The organism is Sphaerisporangium album, assembly GCF_003323745.1.
In the GTDB taxonomy this organism is placed as follows: domain Bacteria; phylum Actinomycetota; class Actinomycetes; order Streptosporangiales; family Streptosporangiaceae; genus Sphaerisporangium; species Sphaerisporangium album.
The window spans coordinates 407,984-429,305 of record NZ_QOIL01000002.1; the positions used below are offsets into that span (position 1 = coordinate 407,984).

Here is a 21,322-nt window from a genome sequence, read left to right on the forward strand (position 1 = left end):
CACCCTTGCGCGCGCGGTGCAATACCGAAGAGTGCCAACCATTGGAAGCGGGGATGGAGAATTCCCACTGGTATGAAGCAGGCGAATGGGCTCTATCGTGGCAACGCTTCGCGTAAAGGAAGGAAACGTTCGTCATGACTAGTCCAGCAAGCCGGCCCGGCCCGGCCCCTCGGTGGTGTTCCTGCCGTGTCCCCGATGAGGCCGTAGAGCGTCCGGGCGTCAGCCGCCGGCAGGTACTCGGCGGGCTGACCGCGACCAGTGCGCTCGCTCTCGCGGGCTGGCCCGGCTCGGCCGAGGCCGCGACGACGGCGAAGGGCGGCGACCGGTCGGTGACCATCACCATCATGGGCACCTCCGACATCCACACCAATGCCGTCAACTGGGATTACTACAAGGACGCCGCGTACAGCGACAGCGCCGGGAACGTGGTCGGCCTGGCGCGGGTGTCAAGCCTGGTGAAGCAGATCCGCGCCGACCGCGGGCGGGACCGCTGTCTGCTGTTCGACGCGGGAGACACCATTCAGGGCACCCCGCTGGGGTTCTACTACGCCACCGTCGAGCCGATCACGAGGACCCGTCAGATCCACCCGATCGCGCTGCAGATGAACGCCATCGGCTACGATGCCGTCGCACTGGGCAACCACGAGTTCAACTACGGCCTCCCGTTCCTGGACAAGTGGATCAGCCAGATGAAGGCGCCGGCGCTGGCCGCCAACGCCGTGCACGCGGGCACCGACCGGCCGGCGTACCGCCCGTACATGATCAAAACGATGCATGTTCCTGGCCACCCGCCGATCAGGGTCGGTCTGCTGGGCCTGACCAACCCGGGCGTCGCCATCTGGGACAAGGGCAATGTCTCCGGAAAGCTGGACTTCCTGGATCTGGTCGAGACGGCCAAGAAGTGGGTCCCGATCATCCGTGCCCAGGGCGTCGACGTCGTGGTCGTCAGCGCGCACGCCGGTGACAACGGCCTGTCGTCCTACACCGGCGACATCCCCGTGGAGAACGCCTCCGCCATGGTGGCCCAGCGGGTTCCCGGGATCGACGCCATCCTCTTCGGCCACGCGCACAACGACGTCCCCCAGCGGTTCGTCACCAACGAGATCACCGGCGAGACCGTGGTGATGAGCGAGCCGAAGTGCTGGGGCCAGAGACTGTCGGTCTTCGACCTCACGCTGACCCTGAACCGCGGCCGCTGGAAGGTCACCGCCAAGTCCGCCACGACGGTGAACACCAACACCGTGCAAGATGACCCCGAGCTCGTCAAGCTGGTCAAGAAGCAGCACGACGCGGTGGTCGCCTACGTCAACCAGGTCGTGGCCACGTCCACCGTGGCGATGTCGGCGGCGGAGTCCTGCTGGAAGGACACCGCGATCCTGGACTACATCCACCTGGTGCAGACCGCGAAGGTCAAGGAGGCCATCGCCGGCACCGCGTACGCGTCACTGCCGGTGCTGTCGATCGCCGCGCCGTTCAGCCGCGCCGCCACCTTCCCGGCCGGTCAGGTCACGATCAAAGACATCGCCGGGCTCTACATCTACGACAACACGCTACTGGGCAGCATCCTGACCGGCTCCCAGATCAAGGCGTACCTGGAGTACACGGCGCAGTACTTCAAGCAGGTGGCCGCGGACGCCCCGGTCGATCCGCGATCGTGGACCAACGCCAATAACCGTCCCGACTACAACTACGACCAGTTCTCGGGCGTCACCTACGACATCGACATCGCCAAGCCCGTAGGCTCACGGATCCTCAACCTCGCCTACAACGGCACGGCGGTCGCCGATGACCAGCAGTTCGTGGTCGCGGTCAACAACTACCGCCAGTCCGGCGGTGGCGGCTTCCCCCACATCGCCACCGCCCCGGTCGTCTACAATGCCCAGGTCGCGATCCGGGAGGCGATCGTCGCGTACGCCTCCGCGACCAAGACCATCGACCCCTCCGGCTTCCACACGGAGAACTGGAAACTGGTCCGCAACGGCGTACCGGTCTTCTGATCCGATCGCCATCCCACCGTGGCCCCCTGGAATGGAATCCGAGGGGCCCGGTGGAGATTCTCGCCCGTGCCGCCGGGCCGGGCTGCTCGGCCGAGACGGGTCATGAGGTCGGCGAGTGACTGCGCGGCTCGCGCCGCGTGCTCTCACAGGCCGAGATCGTCCCCCACGGCCAGCTCGTACAGCTCCACCGCGTTGCGCATGCAACTGGCTGTGACGCATCCGGCGTAGTGATCGCCAGGGACGTGGTACGCAGCCCCGAGGGCCAGCTCGCGAAGGGAGCGCCTACGTCGAACGATCTTGGCGAAACGCTGCTGAACTCTATTCACAAGCAGTATGCTGATGCCGACGGATACCGCAAGGGGCGGGATGGCGTCGATCCTGTCGACTCAGGCTGTGATCCCATCGCTTAGATCAGGCGTCACATAGACACGCCGAGTAACGGTGCCGTGAACGCAGTCGATGGAGACCATGGAGGTCCCGTGACTCAGCTCAACCTCAGTGGAACGGCACTGCGCATCGTCGCTCTGGTCCAGGGCGCCCCGGATGGGCTGACACATGCTGAGTTGACGGCGGTGGCCCAGGCCCGTTTTCCTCGCCTTCCCGCGGCTCGCATCGCGAGCTTGATCTCGGGAGCGCTCGCGGCCGGCGCTCTGGTAGAGGCGGACGGAAAGCTGCGTATAACGGCGACTCGGCGCAAGAGCCTGGTCACACGGTCGTGGGTCACGAGCAGGCCGATCCGAGCGATCGTGCTGGACCTCGAATCGGTAGTACGCACGACCAGCGTGGAGCCGTTCGTCGACAGAAGGATCTTCCAGATCGGGGCCGTGCGGTTCGGCGCCGACAGCGACTGGGTGCGGGTACAGGCTCGGTTCGACAGGTGGGTGCGGTTACCCGACGACGGCTGGGAGATCACTTCCGATCACCTGCGCGACGTGCACCAGGCGGAGGCGATTCCGCCCGCGGAAGCGTTGGAGGCGCTGCGGGAGTTCGCGGCCGGAGCCGACTGCGTCGTGGCGTACAACGGGATCAGCGCGGATTTTCCTCTGCTCAATGAGGCCTTCCAACGTGAGAACGTGCCTCCACTGCCCGGAGAGTGTGTCGACGCCTTCTATCTTGCACTCGCTCTGTGGCCGGGTGCGCCCACTCATCGTCTGGCCGGACTCGCCCGGCACTTGGGCATGGACGTGGCCGCGTTGTCCTGGCATGACGCGCGGGACGACGCGGAGCTTCTGGCAAGGATTCTCGCGGAAGGGGCGAGCCACCTCGCGGGATGGCCGTCGGCACTCACCGATCTGGTCGCCTCGGTATGCCCCGACTCCACCGCATGGCGGTTGTTGCGAGAGATCGCCGGTACGGGCCCCCTTGCCGGAAACAGCCGCCCGCACGGGCATGCCGACGTGGTGGCCCTCACCGAGGACTTGATGGTGGCGCCGCCCGCTCGTGGCGGCGAGGCCGGTCGCGTGGCGATGACCGTGCCCGGGCAACTTCGTGGGGTGGGTGGTGCGCTGGATCCGGTTCTGCTGGCCCAGGTCGCTCATGGCGGACAGGCTCGCCGCCGGCAGGCACAGGAAGAGATGACCGCGGCGCTGCGACAGTGGGCGCAGGAGGGCGTGGCGGGTTTGGTGGAGGCTCCTACCGGCACGGGAAAGAGCCTCGCGGTTCTCGCGGTCGCGCTCGACTGGCTCAGCGGCGGAACGAATCGGAACGTGATCGTCGCCACCTACACCAAACAACTCCAGGCGCAACTCGCCGCGGACGTCGCCCGTCTGGATGAGGTGGTCCCGGGCCTGCTCCAGATCAGTGACGTGGTGAAAGGCAGGGCGAACCGCCTCTCGCTGCGAGCACTGATGGTCTCGCTGGCGGACGCCACCAAGCTCGACCGCACAGGCCGGCCTCGGCCGGGCACGCGCAACCGGTTCCTCGCCGCGCGCGGCTTCCGCGAACTGCTCGTTTTTCTGCTGCTCAGGCTGCTGGCCGCCCGCGATCCGGTGAAGGTCTGGTCGGCGCGCTCGGTTGATCCGGTGGACGTTCCGGCCTTCTTCTTCGAGTACCTGGGGCCGGTGGCCGTCGCATGGCTTGATTCGCTCTCGCAGGCGAACGGGGGTGACTACGATGCCGCCGCTTCGCAGCCGATCGCCCGGCACACCGACCTGGTCCCGGAAGCCATCGAGGGACACCGTCTGATCCTCGCCAACCACGCACTGCTCATGGCCCACCTGGACGAGCTGGCGGCACTGGGACCGGAGACGCTGCTGATCATCGACGAGGCGCATCAGCTCGAAGACGCGGCGACGTCGGCGCTGACGGTCAGCCTGGACTACCGCGCCGTCGAGGACCTGTACGGGGAAGCCGTGGCCTGGGTGGAGGAGGCGCCTGGCTGTCCTGAGCGTGACGCGGTGGCGGCCACGGTGGCGAATCTGGGCAATCTCCTGGACCACGAGCAACTCCCCAAAGTCGCGAGCCAGGCGTTCGACGCCAGGTCGGTAGGCGTGGGAGCGCTGATCGGCAGCCGGGCGGTGACGCTCGCCAGCCCTTATGGCGGCACCGCCGGAGCCGCCCGGGTGCGCATGCTCGCGGCCTCGTTGCTGAGGCTGGCCGGAGTCGCCGAGTCCATCGCAGGATCGCTGGCAGCCTTTGTCGCCGAGCGCAGGGCGACCCTGGACTTCTTCGCCACCGAACGAGTCCAGGGACTCCTCAGCCGGGTGAAGGCGGTGCAGACCGCGGCGAGCAGGCTTTCCACCGACATCGACGCGGTGCTGGGTCCATCACCCACGTTGCTGCCGTCCGGCGGGGCGGAAGGGCTGCCACCGGGTGCCTCGAACCAGGTGGTGTTCGCCGAAGAGATCGAGGCGCTGAAGTCCGGTCTGCGTACCTACCGCTTCCGGCTCGCGAGCTCGCCGATCGACCTTCCCGAAGATCCGGCCTGGCGCCGTTTCCTCACGGTGTACGCCCGCACGTACTTCGTCTCGGCGACCCTGCGGGTAGGCGGATCGTGGACCTTCATCCGTGATCGCCTTGGCCTTCCCCAGGACACACGAGAACTGCATCTGCCCAATCCGTTCAACCTGGCGGAGCAGGCCGAACTGGTGTGCTTCGCGGACTTCCCCTCGTGGGCGGAGCAGACGGAGGGCGCGATGCGGACGGTGGCGCACCAGCTCGCCGGGTACGCGGGGGAGATGATCCGTCCGAGTGCGCATGGAGGCCATGATGGCGGCGCGCTCGTCCTCACGACCGCGAGGTCCACCGCCGGCGGCATCACCGATCACCTCGTGCGGGAGCTACGGCGACGGGGCTACGACATGCCTGTGATCTCGGCCCTGGAACGGGGGAACAACCGTGCCTTCGCGGAGTTCACGGATGTGGAATACGGCGGTGGCCTGCTCGTGGGGACGAAGGGACTCTGGCAGGGAGTCGACGTCGCCGACCCCGACAGGCTGAGACTGGTGTGGGTGAACAAACTGCCGTTCGCGCCGTTCGCCGCACCGGTGATCGAGGCGCGGAGAGCCGCCGTGGCGGCGCGGGCGGAGTGGGCTGAGGCGGACGACCCCGACATGGCCGCGACGATGCGGTACTACCTGCCCCTGGCGGCGCTGCAACTGCGGCAGGCGGTCGGCCGTCTCATCAGATCGGAACGTCATCGCGGCGTCGTGGTCATCTCCGATCGGAAGCTCGCCGGCTCCACCGCGCTCCGCCGCGCCTACAGGCAGATGTTCCTCGGCTCCTTGGAGCCTGAACTGCTGCGCCCGGACCCGGAGACCGGCGAACCCGGAGGTGGGAACGTTACATCGATGGCCGAAGGGTGGCGCCGTATATGGCGCTTCTTCGCAAGAAATCATCTGATGGAGCCGGACCGGGCGGCTGCGCTCTCGACGGACAAAGCCCTCGCCGAGCACACATTGCTCCCGCAGACCCGTGGAATCCGTGCACTCGCTCTGAAGGCCGACGAGGTGACAACACTCCGGGAACGGGGCGAGCTCGCCGATGAGGTGGTAAGGCGATCCGCACAGGTCGGCGGGCTCCTTCGTCTATCCGAGGCCCCGGCGACGCTCAAGGACGGCCAGGTCCAGGTCATCCGCGCTGTGGCCGACGGACGTGACGTTCTCGGACTCCTGCCGACCGGCTTCGGGAAGAGCTTCTGCTTCCAGCTTCCCGCCCTTGTCCTGCCCGGGGTGACGATCGTGGTCTCGCCGCTGGTGGCGCTCATGCATGACCAGGCACTGGAGTTGAACAGGTCCATCGGCGGCGCGGTCCGCGCCCTGGTGGCCCCGCTGCGGGAGTCGAGTTCAAGGGCCGGAAAGACGGAGGTCGCCGATCAGTTGCAGGGCCGCGCCGACCACGGCATCAAGCTGATCTATCTCTCGCCGGAACGCCTCTGCCAGACACGGATGCGCGAACTGGTCCGGCAGGCCGTCCGGACCGGGGTCGTCACTCGCATCGTGCTCGACGAGGCACACACGGCGGTCCAATGGGGTGACGATTTCCGTCCCGCCTTCCGCCGCGCCGAAGGTCTCCTCGCCGAGTTGCGCCGGGACTTCGCCCTGCCGGTGACGGCCCTGACCGCGACGGCGAACCGGACCGTACACGAAGGTCTGCGCGAGCGGGTGTTCGGACTCCCACCTGTTCCGGTGCAGGGGAGAACGGAGAAGCTGGTCACCGTCCGGGAGAATCCGATCCGTCCCGAACTCGCCATCTTCCGCAGGTCCATCCGGGCGGCCGGACCTCTGACCGTGGCGGGCCTCACCGAGGAGATCCTCGACAAGATCACCGACCACTCGATCTTCTACTGCCTCACCGTCAAGGAGGTCGTCGCCCTGCACGCGCATCTGCGTGAATACCTGGGGGACGCCGGCGTCAAGGTCCTTCGCTTCCACGGGCGCCTCACCGAGGCGGAGAAGGCCGCCGTCATGACGGAGTTCCGTGAGGCGCCGCGCCGCGGCGAGGAGCACTTCGTCCCGCTCGTCGTGGTGGCCACGTCGGCGTTCGGGCTCGGCATCAACCGCCCCGACGTCCGGACCGTGTTCTGCGTGTCCCCGCCCACCGACCTGGCGGCCCTCTATCAGCAGATCGGCAGAGCAGGCCGGGACGGGCTCGGCGTGAACGCGGGGCTCGCCCTCATGACGGGGAACGGTCTGCGCACCGTCCGATTCATGGCCGGCCGGGATCTGCCACCGGCTCTGCTGGCGCGAATGGGCCGGGCCGTCCTGCATTCCCAGGGGATACTCGACGCGGCGTCGGTCGCCGACACGCTTATCGGGGAGGATCTCGCGGCGGGCCGGTTGGCCCCGGGTGAAGCTGGCGAAGAACGTGTCGCCGAGGAGTACCGCGACGGGGTCACGCGGGTGTTCGCGGCCCTCGCGGCCCTCGGTGCGGTGGAGGACCTCGGTGACTTCCCGCCTGTGGTCGCAGTGAAGCCCACCGAGCCGGGGGCGATGGCCATGAGCGAGGTCGCCGAGAAGGCGGTGACCGCACTGCTCGCGCTTCCCACGCGGCACGGGCTCCTGAACCTCGCGCACCTGGACGTCGCCAAGCTGGACGAACACCTGGGTAAGGACGTGCCCGGCTATCGGGACGTGGTGCCGCATCCGGCCGCTACCTGGGAGTTCCTCGCCGACCTGCACGACCGCGGCAGGATCGACGTCTCGGCCGCGCCCTCCCGCCGTTTCGTCACCGGAGTCATCGCGCACCGGTCCGATCTTCCGAAGGGATTCCAGGCGACGCTGTCCGGCAGGGCCGCTCGCGCGGCGGCCGAAACCGACGCACTGGTGGACTTCTTCGAAGACAGATCGACGTGCGCCAACCGCAAGTTCGCCGACTACTTCGGCATCGGTGAGCTTCCCGAGGGCTGCTGCACGACCGCCGCCAACCGCTGCTCCGCCTGCTGGGACTTCCACGTCCGGCCGCTGGGGGAGAAACCTCCGGCGGTCGCGGAGGCGCTCGCCACGCCACGTCCCCGCCCCGCCGGCGCTCACACCGACGCCGTGCATCTGGCCAGACGCCTGGACCAGCAGGTCGCCGCCCTCCTCTGGCACGTGACCAGGGGCCTTACGGCGTTCGACCTGCGTCTTGCGCTGCGCGGCGAGGAGTCATGGTTCCACGCCGCGGAGCGCAGACGAGTGAGGCTGCCGAACGCGGTGCTCACCAGCCGCTACTTCGGGGCGAACCCAGGCGTCGACCTGGCGCGGATCGAAGAGTCACTGACGCGTCTGGCCGCGGATGGCCGGGCGGTACAGATGGGCAAGCGCTGGCGCGACACCGGGAACGTGCGCCGTGAGCAGGCCAGAGCGCAACGAGCGGGAGGGAGCGCTCTGTGACCGTGTGGCAACCCTATGTGGACGACCCGCTGTTCATCCCGGAACTCACCCTCGGCTACGCGGCCCTGCCGACGGCCGAGGCCGAACGGCTGGTCAGGTACCTGGAGGCGGTGGCGGACCGCCGAGGCGTCCTGCACACGGCAGTGGCGTTCAACGCCGTCTACTTCGGTTACGACATCCAGTACGGCGGCTACCCGGGCGGTCCGGTGGACTTCGACCGCTTCCCCGTGGTCCCGACCGAAGACGTGGAAGTCGACGCCCCACCGGTCGGGGCGATGCTGAACATCACCGCCGGGCCGGAGCCGCTCTATGCCGAGGTGCTGTACAAGGAGGGAGCCCACCCGCTGCTGGGCGAAGACGGCTCCTTACCGGGCTGGGTCTCCGGTGCACCGGTCGGCGCCACCGGCCCGGACGAGGCCCCGGCAGCGGACGTTGTTCCGGTGGCCGCCGAGCGGATCGTCGCGGACTTCCACGCCTTCGGACAGGAGCTCACGGTGACGCGGGCACGCCTGGAGCGGCTGAGGCGTAGGGGCCGCGGGCTCAACGCCGACGGACATCTGCTCGTCCGGTCACGCTATCCGACGGCGGTAGGCGCCGCGGCCGACGACCTGGAGCTCTACATCCGCTACCTGCTGGGACCCGCTCGCGGGCAGCTCCTCGACGGCCCCCTGCCCTTGATCCTCGCCGATGACGCCGAGGAGGACGTGCTGACCGCGGCGCTCCGCGGCGTGATGCGCACCATCGACGAGGCTCTCGACGAGGCGGAGTCGCTGCGTCGATGGCGGCACTACGCCTTCCCCCGTGCCGCTCTGGCCGCGAGACTGGGTGATGACGGACCGCTGGGCTGCGGTGATCTGCGGACCGTGGCGTCCGCGCTGCGCAGGCCCCCCGAGACCTCTCGCCGCCGTTTTGGTCCCGCGGACACGATCACGTATACGGCCATCGGCCCGCGGCTCAGGATGTTCAACGGCGCTTCCTCCCGGCTCCAAGGCATCGACTACGCCGCCGCGGTCTGCCATGCCAACACGGTGATCTCCGACGATGTCCGTGGCAGTGCCGATGAAAAGAACGTCCTGCCGTCCGGCGTACACGTGCGCCTCGACGATGCCTGGCAGGGAGGAGGAGTGTGGCGGGCGTCCTATCCTCCCGGCCCTTACGCGGATGTGGAGCCGCTGACCCCGCTCGGCCTCGGCTGGTTCGGCCAGTTGCCCGACGCGCCACCCGAGGACCTGGTGGACGAGCCGATCGACGAGAGCGACGACAGCACGTTGCTCTCGATCTCCGACTCCCATCTGAGCTGGACGCTTCCGCTGCGGCTCACCCACACACTGCAGGGGACAGCCCCGTTGCCCGAGCGGGTGGCGGAGGAGATGACCTACTTCGGCCTCGCAGGCGGTGCCGTACGGCTGCGCCTGCGACATGACGGTTCCGAACTCGCACCCGCGGAGGCGGAACAGGAGGTGAGGATCGAAAGCACCGGGGCCGCTCTGCGGCTGACCGGAGTGGACTGGCCGTTGGAGTTCTTCCCTGGCATCGTCCTCACCTTCTCCTGGCCTCGCGGCGCGCCGGCGTTGAACGCGACCTCGACGCTCCTGGATGTTCCGGTGCTGTTCGACGGTGACCTGGTCGAACATCGTTACGCCTCCTGGGTGCTCACGCGGGACCGGGCTCCGGGCCTCGGCCGGCCAGGTGAGAAAGGTCCCGACACTCTGCGTGCGCGCGTGCTGCGTGCGGTACGCCGCGTCGGACTGCTCGATCCCGAAGGCGTGGCGGCTCTCGTACGCGAACGTCTCGCCGACGTCGTCTTCGGGGCGCACGTGACGGTCGCTGCCCACCTGATGCTGGAGCCGGTCGTCGCAGAACTCATCGACACCGGTGTTCTCCAGGTGGAGTCGGGTGGCCGAGACGGCAGGGGGCTGATTCGTTTTCCCGCTCGGGAAGGGGACACGCCGGTGGAGATGCTGGTGTGGCGTCCTGCGGTGACACCGTCTTCCCCGAAGGGCGACGACGGACGGGATTCCCCGGACGAGTGGGGCGAAGGCGTGGAAACATCAGGAGAACGAGAACAATCCGATGATCGATCGCGTTTGATTCGCTTCCTGCGTCCCTATGACGTTCAGCCGTTCCTGCGCAGGCTACGGCCAGGCCATCAGGCGACGGAAGAAGCGAAAGCGGAGTATCGGCGACTCCGTGAGCGGTACGGATACAGCGGCGAGCTGCCCCCGGGCTACACCCTCGTTCGCGGCCACCGCAGAGGCGGTTGAGGACCGCTCCACACGTATCCCGATATTTCGGGAAATCCGGCAAATCCTGCCCTGGAGAAACTCGGAGAAGTATGGGAAAAGCCCCGGAATCTCAGCCGCTTTATGGCCTGCGGAGGGAACCGAACTACGAGCCGGCGGATCCGGAAGCGACCTATGCGGCGCTGGACCGCTTCCTTGAGGCACTGAACGCCGTACCGGGCCTCTGGGGCCAGGTGCTCACGGAACTCACCGCCGAGGATGTGCGGCACCTGCTGGCCAGAATGCAGAAGCACGCACGCGCTCACATGCTGCGTCATCTCGGCATGAAGGACATGTCGCGTGTCGGTCCCTCGCTCGGGATGCAGGTGCTGAACGGCCTGCGCAGGCTAAGGCCGCTGGACGCCCTCAGCCTGTCCCTGCATCTCGCCCGACCTGTGCAGGAAGAGCTCGTAACCGACCTCGTTTCGCCCGGTGTCTCCGATGCCAGGCCTGCCTCGTCTCGCTGGTCCGGCGCTCAGAGGCGCTGGGCTCTGTGGGCCGCGATGGCGTCGAGCGCCTTCGACGCCCGGGTCCTGCTCCACGCCGCCCGGTATGACTGGTGGCTTCCGCCCGGCGTTCCCACCGACGAGGGCGATGCCCTGCTGGCCACCGCCCAGGCGGTCGTCGCCGCCACTCCCGACTTCTCCTTCGACAGCGCGTTCACCGTGCCCTCCGCCGGCCACACGGCTCCTGACGCTACCGAGCAACCGGAGGCGGGCGAGCAAACGACCCTTGAAGAGGGGACCCGGAACATGTCCGATTCCGTTCACTTACCTGATGAGGCCGCCGACGTCCGGAACGGCCTGGCGAAGGCGCTGTCCGAGGCACGCCAGTCCGCCGAGCGCATCCGCACGGTACTTCAGGATGGCTTCGTGCCGGCTCCCGCCGACCTGGCACCGCTGGGGGCATTGACGAAGAAGCTGGATGAGGCCAAGGCATGGCTCGCGGCTCGGAGCGTGATCCTCCCTGAGGAGAGTGTGCCCGCGGCCCTCAAGGCGATATCCACGGTCGAGGACAGCTGGGTGACCACCGGCGAACGCGCTCGCCTTGCCGCGCTCACCGGCCTGACCCATGTGACCGGTCCTGGGGAGTTCCGTTCTGAGCTGGACGGCTTGGCCGCCCTGGTGGAAACGCTGCTCGCGGCTCCCGACTGGGATGGCGAGCAGCGGGAACTGGTCGAAAGTCTGCTGGCGCTGGGGAAGCTGGTCGAACTGGCAGCCTCGGAGGGTGGTAGCGCCGCCGCCGACGCTGCCCTCCTCGCGCAGTGCTACACCCGCGCTGGAACGCTCCCCCGTGAGCTGGCGGTCCTCACCGGACTCGCGACGGCCGGACAACTCGTCCAGGGGCCGACCCGCCACCCTGGCACGTCCGCCCAGTCGGCGCCGACGGCAACAGAGCCGTCAGCGGAACCGGTCATGGGCCATACGAGCGACCATGACGAGGAACCGGCCGCCGTTGCGGCCTCTTCGGCCAACGACGTCCGCTCGCCGGCTGTCGTCCCCGAAGCGCACGGCACAGCGCCGTCCGAGCCGGATGGTGACCTCGAAGGGTCCGTGGCGGGGAAGCCCGCTGAAGAGCCCGGCCTTGGAAGGGCCGTGACGCCACCGGTCCAGGAGGCGGAGCGGACTCCGGCCGAGGCTCCGTCACAGGTGGACATCGGGGTCGCCGCTCTGCTCGCGCAGGGGCGCTTCGGCATGGCGCACGCCGTGGCGCGGGCCGCCGGATGGCCGGAGCCCCGGCTGTGGGCGCTACGTGTGGCCGCCCTGGCCCAGGCGGTGCGATCGGACACTGGTGCCTGCGCGGCCAGACTGCGCGTCGAGCTCGCCGACGGAGACCTTCAGCCGGAACCGCTGACGCAGTTGCTCACCGTGCCGGCGTTGCTGAGGACAGCGCTGATCACAGGAGAGTACGCCGCCGGGGCATTGCTCGTCACTGCCTCCACCCGCGTGGAACAGTGCCTCGGAAAGGTGGCCTCGGAGGTCGGTGAAAGGGCGCTGAGGGGAACCTTGCTGGAGGCTCCGCTGATCGGGGTGCTCGCCGACGTCTCGGAACTGGAGCGAAGGATCGCGGCGGCGGGCGAGGCCGCCAGGGTCCGGCTGCACTCCTCCCGCAAGATGCCCCTTCAGCGGGCGACGGAGATGGCGAACGAATGGCTCAAACCGATCAAGGGTCTGCTCGGCACGCTGCTGACCGCTGCCGAGCAGGATGACCGTGCCGCCTTGGACCGGGTCGCCGCGGAGGTGCGTAGGCTCTCCCAGCCGGATGAGGTCGTCAAGGAGCTCGACAAGCTCGACCATCGCCACATCAGGGCGAGCTCCGGCAAGCCGGTGGAGGGGTTGGCCCGACGAAACCTGCTGGGTCTGATGACGGAGTCACTCATGGTGGTGTCCGAGTGGACCGAGGCCGTCACGGCGCTCAACCGCCAGATGGCCGGCGGGCGCGCGTGGGCGACCGAAGAGATCGCCACCATGCGCGCCACGATCCGGGAGTGCGAGAAGGGGGTGCTCGCCGGCTTGGCCGCACAGTCGGCCGGTACGGACAACCCGCTGGTCGCGGCTGCCGCCGAGGCGGCTTCCAGGTCGATGAAGGAGATCTTCGACCTGCTCGAGGGGGACACCAAGTTGCCGCTCGGGGAGGTCCCCGCGGATCTCGCCCTCACCGCGGAACTCCTCAAAGTGCCCGGAGCCACTCTCGACCCGCAGATCTTCCTCACCGAGGTACCAGACGGATCCACCCCCGAAATATTGCTCGACGCGGCCGCCATGGGATGGATCGCGGCATTCGACGCGCAGCTCGGGGTGGAGAACTATCCGGTCGCCAAGCAGATGATCGAGCTGGCGAAGAAGGGCTGGTTGCCCGCCCATGGTGGAGAATCCGACCTGCTCGCGCGTCCGCAGAGCCTGGACGCGCTCACCTCGGCCGAGGCTCGAACCCGATCGAAGCTCACCGCGGAGCGTGCCCGGCTCCTGGACGAGCTCGGCCACGCCCGCGCGCGGAACGAGATATCGGACGAGCAAGAGAGCGACCTCGCCGAAGCACTGCGGCTGGCCGACCCCGCCCTCCGCCAGGACCTCCACCAGGTACGGCTCGCGCTCCGGCAGGCCGCGGTCAACCTGTCCTCCTCCCGGGAGGAGGCGGCCCGACGGATGCGTGACCGGCTGCGAGCGCTGAGCGACCGGCCAGACCTCGCCGAGGCCGATCTGGAGCGGGTCCGAAGATTGATCGACGAAGGCGAGCTGGCCACCGCCGAGGAGCACATCTACCTTCTCGACAACGGCGAGCAGATGCCGGTCCCGACCGAGCAAAGGGACCTGGAGCGGTTCTTTCCCGCAGTGCCCGAGGCGCTCGCGGACGGCATCACCAAGAAGTTCCTCGCGACCGTACGCGCCGGTGGCCGCTACGCCGGTTTTGACGCCCTGGACTACTCGGGACTGTCACCAGACGGGCGCGGGAACGCGGCGGGGGCGCTGGAGCTGTGGGCGAAGCTCGGCCAGACCCGGCCGGAGGAACGGGCGAACATCAGCCAGCGGGATCTGCTGCCGGTGATGCGGCTGCTCGGCATCGAGGCGGAGCGAGCCGAGCGGCGGGACGACCTGCGCCGAGACAGGGCGCGCCGGTTCATCGAGCTGACCGGGGTCTCAGTGATCGGCAAGGCACTGGTCCCGGCGTTCGGCACCAAGCTGGGAATCGGAGACCGGCGCGGCGGTCGGCTGCGGGTCCTGCTGGTCTGGGACAGACCCACCGCCGACCTTCTGATGGGCTGGGTCGATCAGGACACGTCGGGAGACGGCGTTCTCGTCGCCCACTTCGGGACGATGCCGCCGGCCGTCCGGCGCAGACTCGCGGCGAGAGCGGTCGCGAGCGGTGCTCCCGTCGTGGTGGTCGACGACGCGGTGCTCGCCTACGCCGTCGCGAACGGCTCCAGCCATCTGGAGGTCACGATGGCCCTGACGCTGCCCTTCTCCTCGGTCAACCCCTATGTCCGGCACAAGCGCATGCTGGTCGCCCCCGAGATGTTCTACGGCCGTGACAAGGAGCGCCGCAGCATCCTCAACCCGGACGGCACACAAGTGATCTTCGGAGGGCGTGGTCTCGGCAAGTCGGCTCTGCTGCGCGAGAGCAAGGACAGATTCGAGCGGGAGCCGGCGCGGGTCGCCGTACACCTGGAGCTGAACATCACCTCGATCGAGGGCGGCGGCCTCGGGGCGGGCGCAGTCTGGGATCGGCTGCGCGAGACGCTCAGGACAGCGGGGGTGCTACCCCCGCCCAAGCCCAAGAGCCGACGCGACGCGCACGCCGCCGTCCGCGAAGGCGTCCTCGACTGGCTGCGTCACGACTCACGGCGCAGGCTGCTCATCCTGCTGGATGAGTCGGACGGGTTCTTCGAATCAGATGCGCCGGGTTTCCACGAGACGAACCGGCTGAAAGAGCTGTGCCTGGAGACGAAGGGCCACGCCAAGGTGGTCTTCGCGGGGCTGCATTCGGTTCAGCGGTTCACCAAGCTCAACGGCAACGGCCCGTTCCGTCATCTCGGTCAGCCCACGGTGATCGGGCCGCTCAGCCCGCAGCACGCCTTCGATCTGATCACGACGCCGCTCGGTGCCCTCGGCTTCGTCTTCGCCGATCCGGACCTCGTGCATCGCATTCTCAACCACTGCTCCTACCAGCCCTTCCTGCTCCAGATGTTCGGTCACCGGCTGGTGGACACCATGCACGCCAAGCGGCTCAAGGGCCAGGACGGCCCGCCGTACACCATCACGGCAGAGGACGTGGAGGCCGTGGAGTCCGATCCGGACCTGCGGCGCGACATGATCAGCGCCTTCCGGGACACGCTCAACCTCGACCCGCGGTACAACGTCATCGCCAACGTGCTGGCCCATCATGCCTACGAGAACACCATGGACACCCGCCTGTCGGACGCCCAGCTGGCGGACGAGTGTCGCTTCTGGTGGCACGAGGGCTTCGCCAAGCTCGACCCCGAGAGCTTTCGTTCCTACCTCCAGGAACTCGCCGGTCTCGGTGTGCTCCGGCCGAACAACGACGGAGTGGGCTGGCGGCTGCGCTCGTCCAACGCGTTGCGAATGATCGGCAGCCGCGACGAGGTGACCGCCGAACTGGTGCGCGCGGATTCGGAGTCGGTCCCGCCCGAGTTCATCGCGCAGCAGACCCGCCGCACGCTGCGGGACGGAACCAGGTGGCCGTTGACGATCGCACAGGTGAACGACCTCCTGGGTGACCACGTCAACCAGGTGCGGCTCGTGCTCGGATCCGCCGCCACGGGGATCCACACCGTCAGAGTTACGCTCAGCGAGGTTGTGAAAGACCTCGGCGACCGTTTCGACATCATCGTGGCGGGCGGCCGCAAGCAATTCACCGACGCTTTGACCGGCGGCATTCCGGGGCAGCGACGTGTTGTGGTCTCCGACTTCCCCTACATCGGCACCAAACCCGAAGGATGCTGGGAGGGGTTGCGAGCCGCTATAGAAAGCCGCCCTCAGCGCAGCGGTGTCACCCGCGCCGTGGTACTGATCGCGGACCCGGCCACCATGCCGTTTTGGATGCGGGTCCTGGCGCAGGACCTCCCCGAGCTCGGTGTGGTCACCTTGCGCAGGCACGACCGCCGCACCCTCAAGGTCTGGTCGGTGGAGACGGGCAGGTTCGGGAACGAGCACGACCGGGACCGCTTGCTCGCGGTGACCTCCGGCTGGCCATACCTCGTCGAGAAGGCTTTCACCCAGTGCACGGACACCGAGAGCGAGGACGAGGCGCTGCGCCGGCTCAGCGCGGAGCTGGACAGCCCTCAGGGCCTCGCCGACCTCGTCGAGCTTGTGGGACTCACCGCGGACGAGTCGCTCGCCGCCGTCTTCACCGAGCTGCGCACCCTTATGGAAGCCGAGGGGTTGCCATTCGGGGATCTGGTGACGGCCGCGGGCCTCACCGGTGCCTGTCCCGACCCGGCGGCCGCGGTGCGCTGCCTGGAGGCCCTGGGCGTCTTCGACCGCGATGCCGACGGCGCCTATCGCCTCGACCCGCTGCTGTACAGGGCTTGGCCCAGCCGGCGACCGCACCTCGGCTGAACCTTCGAGGCCGCGCAGTGACGAAGGCGCCCGGGCCCGGTCGACCGCCCGTCGATGTCCGCATGCCAAGGGTGAGGCAGATCGTGGCATGTTCGGGTGTGCTGTATCCGGTATCCGGTATCCGGTGCTCGGTTGTCCGGACGGCCATGCGGTCAGGGTGCCGCGGAGGTAGGTGTCGTGGTCGGAGCCTGTCCCGGGGTGGCCGTGCCGGGGCTCGCCGGGGTCGAAGGTGGGGCGGTCGGCGGCTCGCGGTGGCGGTCGGCGCCGTGGCCTCGCGGGCCGTGACCGTCTCGCGGGCCGTGACCGCCTCGCTGGTCGGGGCCGTCGCCCCGATCGTGGGGGCCGCCGGGGCCATAGGCGCTGCCGCCCCGATCACCGCGATGGCGGTCGCCGGTGACTGCGGCATCGACGGCGATCGCCCCGGCTCCGAGGTTGATCCCCAGCACGAGCGTGCCGGCGACGAACAGGAGCGGTACCTGTCGACTCCGCCAACGCGTACCGATGGTGCGGAACCGCCTCAGGGCTGGCCGGTCCGCGGTACCGGCCTGGGGGTGAGGCGGTCTCGGCCAAGGTGTCGTCGTCGGTGTCCGGCTTCGGTGCCTCGTCGTTCATCGTTGTTTCCCGTTCGGTCGATCGTGGCTTCTGAGCGGCAGGCAGAAGGACGTGTCCCCGTTTCCGCCGGCCCCGTTCCACCATCCCGATCGCGGCGGATCGTCAAGGCGGCAGCCGCCGATGACGGGCATCGGTGGCTGCCAGGAGGACAGGAGGACAGGAGGAGGGGAATCAGGACGTGGCGATCGCGGTGAGGACGTCCAGCTTCGCGGCGCGGCGGGCGGGGAGCATTCCGGCCAGCAACCCGGCCAGGGTGGCGACCGCCACGACCAGGACGAGCCGGCCCGCCGGCACGACCAGCGCCAGTTCGGCCGTCGACCCCAGGGCGGACACCGTGCCGGCGGCGAAGGCGATGCCCAGGCCGACGCCGACGACGATCGCCAGGACCGCGATGAGCACCGCCTCGCCGCGGATCATCCACCGGAGTTGGCCCCTGGTCATGCCGACCGCGCGCAGCAGCCCGATCTCCCGGGTCCGTTCGATGATGGAAAGCGCGAGCGTGTTCGTGATGCCCATAAGGGCGATCAGGATGGTCAGCATGAGCAGGACGCTCACCAGCCCGAGGATCTGGTCGATGGACATCGTCCGCCCGGCGACCGCGGCGGCCTGGTCGCGAAGCTGCGCGGTCGGGTGGTCGGCGAGCTTCGCGGTGATCGCCTTCTTCGCGGCGGCGTCGCTCACTCCGTCGGCCACCTTGACGAAGACGCTCGCGTCCATGTTCTCCCGGTAGTTCCGGGAGTAGGTGTCGAGCGAGATGATGTAGTCGGTGGACAGGGCCTGGGCGTCACGGTCACGCAGCAGCCCCACCACCGGCAGGCGCTGCGTCCCGGTCCGGGAGAACGTCATCGGCAGGCTGTCCCCGAGGGCGAGGTGACGCTCCCGGGCCGCGCGCTCGGCCAGGACGACGCCGCCACCGGAGATCGCGTTCAGGTCGCCGGCCGCCATGCGCAGCGAGGTGACCCGAGGCAGGGTGACCGGGTCGACGGCCGTCAGCGCGTTGGTGTGCGCGCCGTCCTTCCAGTGGCCGTAGCGGAGGCGGGACGCCACCGCCACCTCGGGCAGTTCGCCGACATGGTGGTGCACGTGGTGCGACAGGCCGCCGAGCATCTCGTTCCTGGCGCTCTCGATGACGTAGTCCGCGGTGATCACCTCGGTGTAGGACCGCTGGATCGAGTCCTTGATCGAGGTGGCGAGCACGGTCATGAAGCTGATGAGCGCCAGGCCCAGGGCAAGGGCGAGCGCGGTCGCGGCGGTACGCCGTGGGGTCCGGGCGGCGGACTCGCGCGCCAGCCTGCCCGGGATCCCGGTCGCGTCGAGGGGACGCCCGATGAGCCGGGCCAGGCGCGGGGTGAGCGCCGGTCCGAGCAGGGCCAGTCCCGCGATGGCGGCCAGGGCCGCGGCGCCGACCAGGGCCAGGGAGCCGGACCCGGCGAGGACGGCGACCAGGCTGCTTGCGCCGATCCCCGTCATGCCCCATCCGGTGATCGTCCGGACCCGCCCGCCGGGCGCGGACGCGGCGGCGGACCGCCTCATCGCCTCGACCGGAGCCACCGAGGCGGCACGGCGCGCCGGCCCGATCGCGGAGAAGACGGTCACGCCGACGCCCACCGCGAAGGCGACGATCATGGTTCTCGGCGCCACGACGAGGCCGCCGTCGGGCAGGGTGATGCCGAAGGCGCCCGCGAGGTCGCGGAGCCCGGCTGCGGTGGCGACGCCGAGCCCGATGCCCGCGACCGAGGCCGTGAACCCGACCAGCAGGGCCTCCCCGAGCACGGACCACAGGACCTGCGCCCCGGTCGCACCGGCGGCACGCAGGACGGCGAGTTCACGGGTGCGCTGCGTGATGACGATCGAGAACGTGTTGGCGATGAGCAAGGCGCCGACCAGCAGGGCCGCCGCCGCGAGCGCGAACAGCATCAGCTGCAGATGGTCGACCTGGGTCTTCGCCGCGGCCGCGCTGGACGCGGCGATGTCCTGGCCGGCCGACACCGCGTACCCGGAGCCGATCGCGGCCTCGACCCGGTCGCGCAGCCGCTGGACGTCGGTGCCGTCCGCGGCCACGACGGCGACCTCGGACACATCGCCGCCCAGCTTGAGCAGGTGCTGCGCCGTGGGCAGAGTGACCAGGCCGACCGTGCTGTTGGGCAGTCCCGGGCCGTCGCCGAACCCGGCGAGCCCCACCACCCGCAGGCTCTCGGTCTGCTCCGCCCGCACGGTCACGGTGTCACCGAGCTCGATGTGGTGCCGGCGGGCGGTGTCGGCGTCGACGACCAGCTCGTCGTCCGCGGCGGGCGGGTCGCCGGCGCGCAGCGTGAACGCGCCGACGGGTGCGGGCTCCCAGGAGGCCAGCAGCGACGCGCCCGGCGGGACGATGGTCTTGCCGTCGGCGCTGAGCAGCCCCTGGCCGCGGACGACGGGACGCGCGGCCGCCACCCCGGGCACCGCCCGGATGCGGTCCACGAGCGTGGCGGGCAGCGGGTCGCGTTCGACCTCGACGCCCATGGCCGAGTCGAACGCGGCGGCGTCGCGCACGGTCAGGTCCACGCCGGCGGTGGACGTACGGAACTGCTCGTCGAGCAGCCGCTGGGAGGTGTCGGTCAGGATCAGGCTGCCGGTCACGAACGTGACTCCGAGGACGACGGCGATCAGGGTCAGCGCCAGCCGGGCGCGGCGGGCCAGGGTGTTGCGGAGGGTGAGACGCCACATCGGGATCACCTCGTCTTCCGGGTCGCCGGCGCGTCGATGCTCGCCATGCGGGACAGGATGGCCGCGGCGGTGGGCTCCGCCAGGTCGCCGACGACGCGCCCGTCCGCGAGGAACACCACGCGGTCGGCGAAGGCGGCGGCGTTCGGGTCATGGGTGACCATCACGATGGTCTGTCCCAGCTCGTGCGCGGCGTGCCGGAGGAAGCTCAGCAGCGCCTCGCCCGCCCGGGAGTCCAGGTTGCCGGTCGGCTCGTCGGCGAACACGATCTGCGGCCGGGCGGCGAGGGCCCGTGCGACCGCGACCCGCTGCTGCTGTCCGCCCGACAGTTCGGCCGGGCGGTGACGCAGCCGGTCGCCCAGGCCGAGCGTGGCGACCAGATCGTCGATCCATGCCCGGTCCGGCGGCCGTCCCGCCAGGGGCAGGGGGAGGACGATGTTCTCGGCGGCGGTGAGCGTCGGCACCAGGTTGAAGCTCTGGAAGACGAATCCGATGCGGTCGCGGCGCAGCAGCGTGCGCTTCCGCTCACCGAGTCCGCTCAGGTCGGTGTCGCCGAGCAGCACCTGTCCCGCGTTGATCGTGTCGAGGCCGGCCAGGGCGTGCATCAGGGTGGACTTGCCGGAGCCGGACGGCCCCATCACGGCGGTGAACCGCTCGGCCGCGATCTCCAGGTTGACGCCGTCCAGGGCGCGTACGGCCGTGTCGCCGCGGCCGTACGTCTTGACGACGTCGCGCACCTGGGCGGCGATGGCAGACCGGGTCGGGGACGGCTGGGCGGCGGGCGCGAAGCCGGTGGTCATGGGAGCCTCCTGGGCTGTGGAGAGGGGATCTCGGGGGTAGGGCGGGTCAGGATCGGCAGGGGTCCGTTCCGGGACGCGGACGCCGGGAAGCGGGCCGGCGTCCCCAGGCCGTCGCGGCGCGGCACCGGCGTACGGCGGTGCCCAGCCGGCGGCGCTCGGCGTCGCGCAGGAGCTCGGCGTGCCTGAGCTTGACGAACTCGGTGGTGAGGGCGGGGTGCATGGCGACCTCCTCGGTCGGAATCGGCGTGACGGGTCGGTGTCACAGGAGGAGAGTCGCGGGCCGCGCTGTCCACGTACTGGCCGGACGCTGACCGAGGCCTCGGACGCCCGGCGATCGGCGGACAGGGCCCGGACAGCCGTCGGCCGCGTGCCCGCGCGCGCCGCGCGTGCCGGCGTGAACGCGGACAGCGGAAGGACAGTGCGGCGCCAGCGGGATGAGACAGCCTGCCTCACATGGCAGACGGGGGCCGCCGGGAGGCGGATGCGCGGAAGACGGAGGCGCAGGAGACGGCGAACACGGTAGAGGTGCCCATACCCGCC

General features: G+C 69.5%; 8 protein-coding genes. 4 read left to right on the plus strand and 4 right to left on the minus strand.

The features are described from left to right. The first annotated feature begins 134 nt into the window (after positions 1–134). Positions 135–1,997: a bifunctional metallophosphatase/5'-nucleotidase gene (locus DQ384_RS04345; protein ID WP_114027349.1), complete on the plus strand. Its 1,863-nt coding sequence runs from the start codon at positions 135–137 to the stop codon at positions 1,995–1,997. Between the two features lie 143 nt (positions 1,998–2,140). On the opposite strand, the gene DQ384_RS40255 is transcribed toward DQ384_RS04345, so the two are convergent. Further along, positions 2,141–2,323, minus strand: coding sequence for a hypothetical protein (locus DQ384_RS40255; protein ID WP_147268632.1), 183 nt, complete (start codon positions 2,321–2,323; stop codon positions 2,141–2,143). A gap of 153 nt (positions 2,324–2,476) precedes the next feature. Here DQ384_RS40255 and DQ384_RS04350 point away from each other — a divergent pair, with 153 nt between their 5' ends. From DQ384_RS04350 to DQ384_RS04360, 3 genes are all read left to right on the plus strand, one after another. After that, the gene (locus DQ384_RS04350) at positions 2,477–8,308 is read left to right on the plus strand and encodes a DEAD/DEAH box helicase (RefSeq protein ID WP_220182766.1); all 5,832 of its coding nucleotides are present in this window, start codon (positions 2,477–2,479) and stop codon (positions 8,306–8,308) included. 143 nt (positions 8,309–8,451) lie between these two features. Beyond that, entirely contained in the window at positions 8,452–10,572 is a 2,121-nt protein-coding gene (locus tag DQ384_RS04355; protein WP_147268633.1) for a hypothetical protein, read from the plus strand. Positions 10,573–10,643: 71 nt separating this feature from the next. Next, on the plus strand, positions 10,644–16,667 hold the full coding sequence (locus tag DQ384_RS04360) for a hypothetical protein (RefSeq protein WP_147268634.1): 6,024 nt from the start codon (positions 10,644–10,646) through the stop codon (positions 16,665–16,667). A 783-nt stretch (positions 16,668–17,450) separates the two neighbouring features. On the opposite strand, the gene DQ384_RS04365 is transcribed toward DQ384_RS04360, so the two are convergent. The 3 genes from DQ384_RS04365 to DQ384_RS40955 are packed head-to-tail and all read right to left on the minus strand — an operon-like array spanning position 17,451 to position 21,002. Continuing rightward, a complete protein-coding gene (locus DQ384_RS04365) occupies positions 17,451–19,985 on the minus strand; it encodes an ABC transporter permease (protein ID WP_147268635.1) in 2,535 nt (844 codons plus the stop codon). 5 nt (positions 19,986–19,990) lie between these two features. Beyond that, positions 19,991–20,782 carry an ABC transporter ATP-binding protein gene (locus DQ384_RS04370; protein WP_114027353.1) on the minus strand — a complete coding sequence of 264 codons (792 nt, stop codon included), beginning with the start codon at positions 20,780–20,782 and terminating at the stop codon, positions 19,991–19,993. 46 nt (positions 20,783–20,828) lie between these two features. Next, positions 20,829–21,002 (minus strand): hypothetical protein, encoded by a 174-nt coding sequence (locus tag DQ384_RS40955; protein ID WP_181871020.1) that lies wholly within the window; start codon positions 21,000–21,002, stop codon positions 20,829–20,831. Positions 21,003–21,322: the final 320 nt, after the last annotated feature.

Bases quoted from the DNA above. Each gene is read 5' to 3' on its own strand.
- DQ384_RS04370 (WP_114027353.1), bottom strand. From the start codon at position 20,782: ATGACCACCGGCTTCGCGCCCGCCGCCCAGCCGTCCCCGACCCGGTCT.
- DQ384_RS04360 (WP_147268634.1), top strand. From the start codon at position 10,644: ATGGGAAAAGCCCCGGAATCTCAGCCGCTTTATGGCCTGCGGAGGGAA.
- DQ384_RS40955 (WP_181871020.1), bottom strand. From the start codon at position 21,002: ATGCACCCCGCCCTCACCACCGAGTTCGTCAAGCTCAGGCACGCCGAG.
- DQ384_RS04365 (WP_147268635.1), bottom strand. From the start codon at position 19,985: ATGTGGCGTCTCACCCTCCGCAACACCCTGGCCCGCCGCGCCCGGCTG.
- DQ384_RS04345 (WP_114027349.1), top strand. From the start codon at position 135: ATGACTAGTCCAGCAAGCCGGCCCGGCCCGGCCCCTCGGTGGTGTTCC.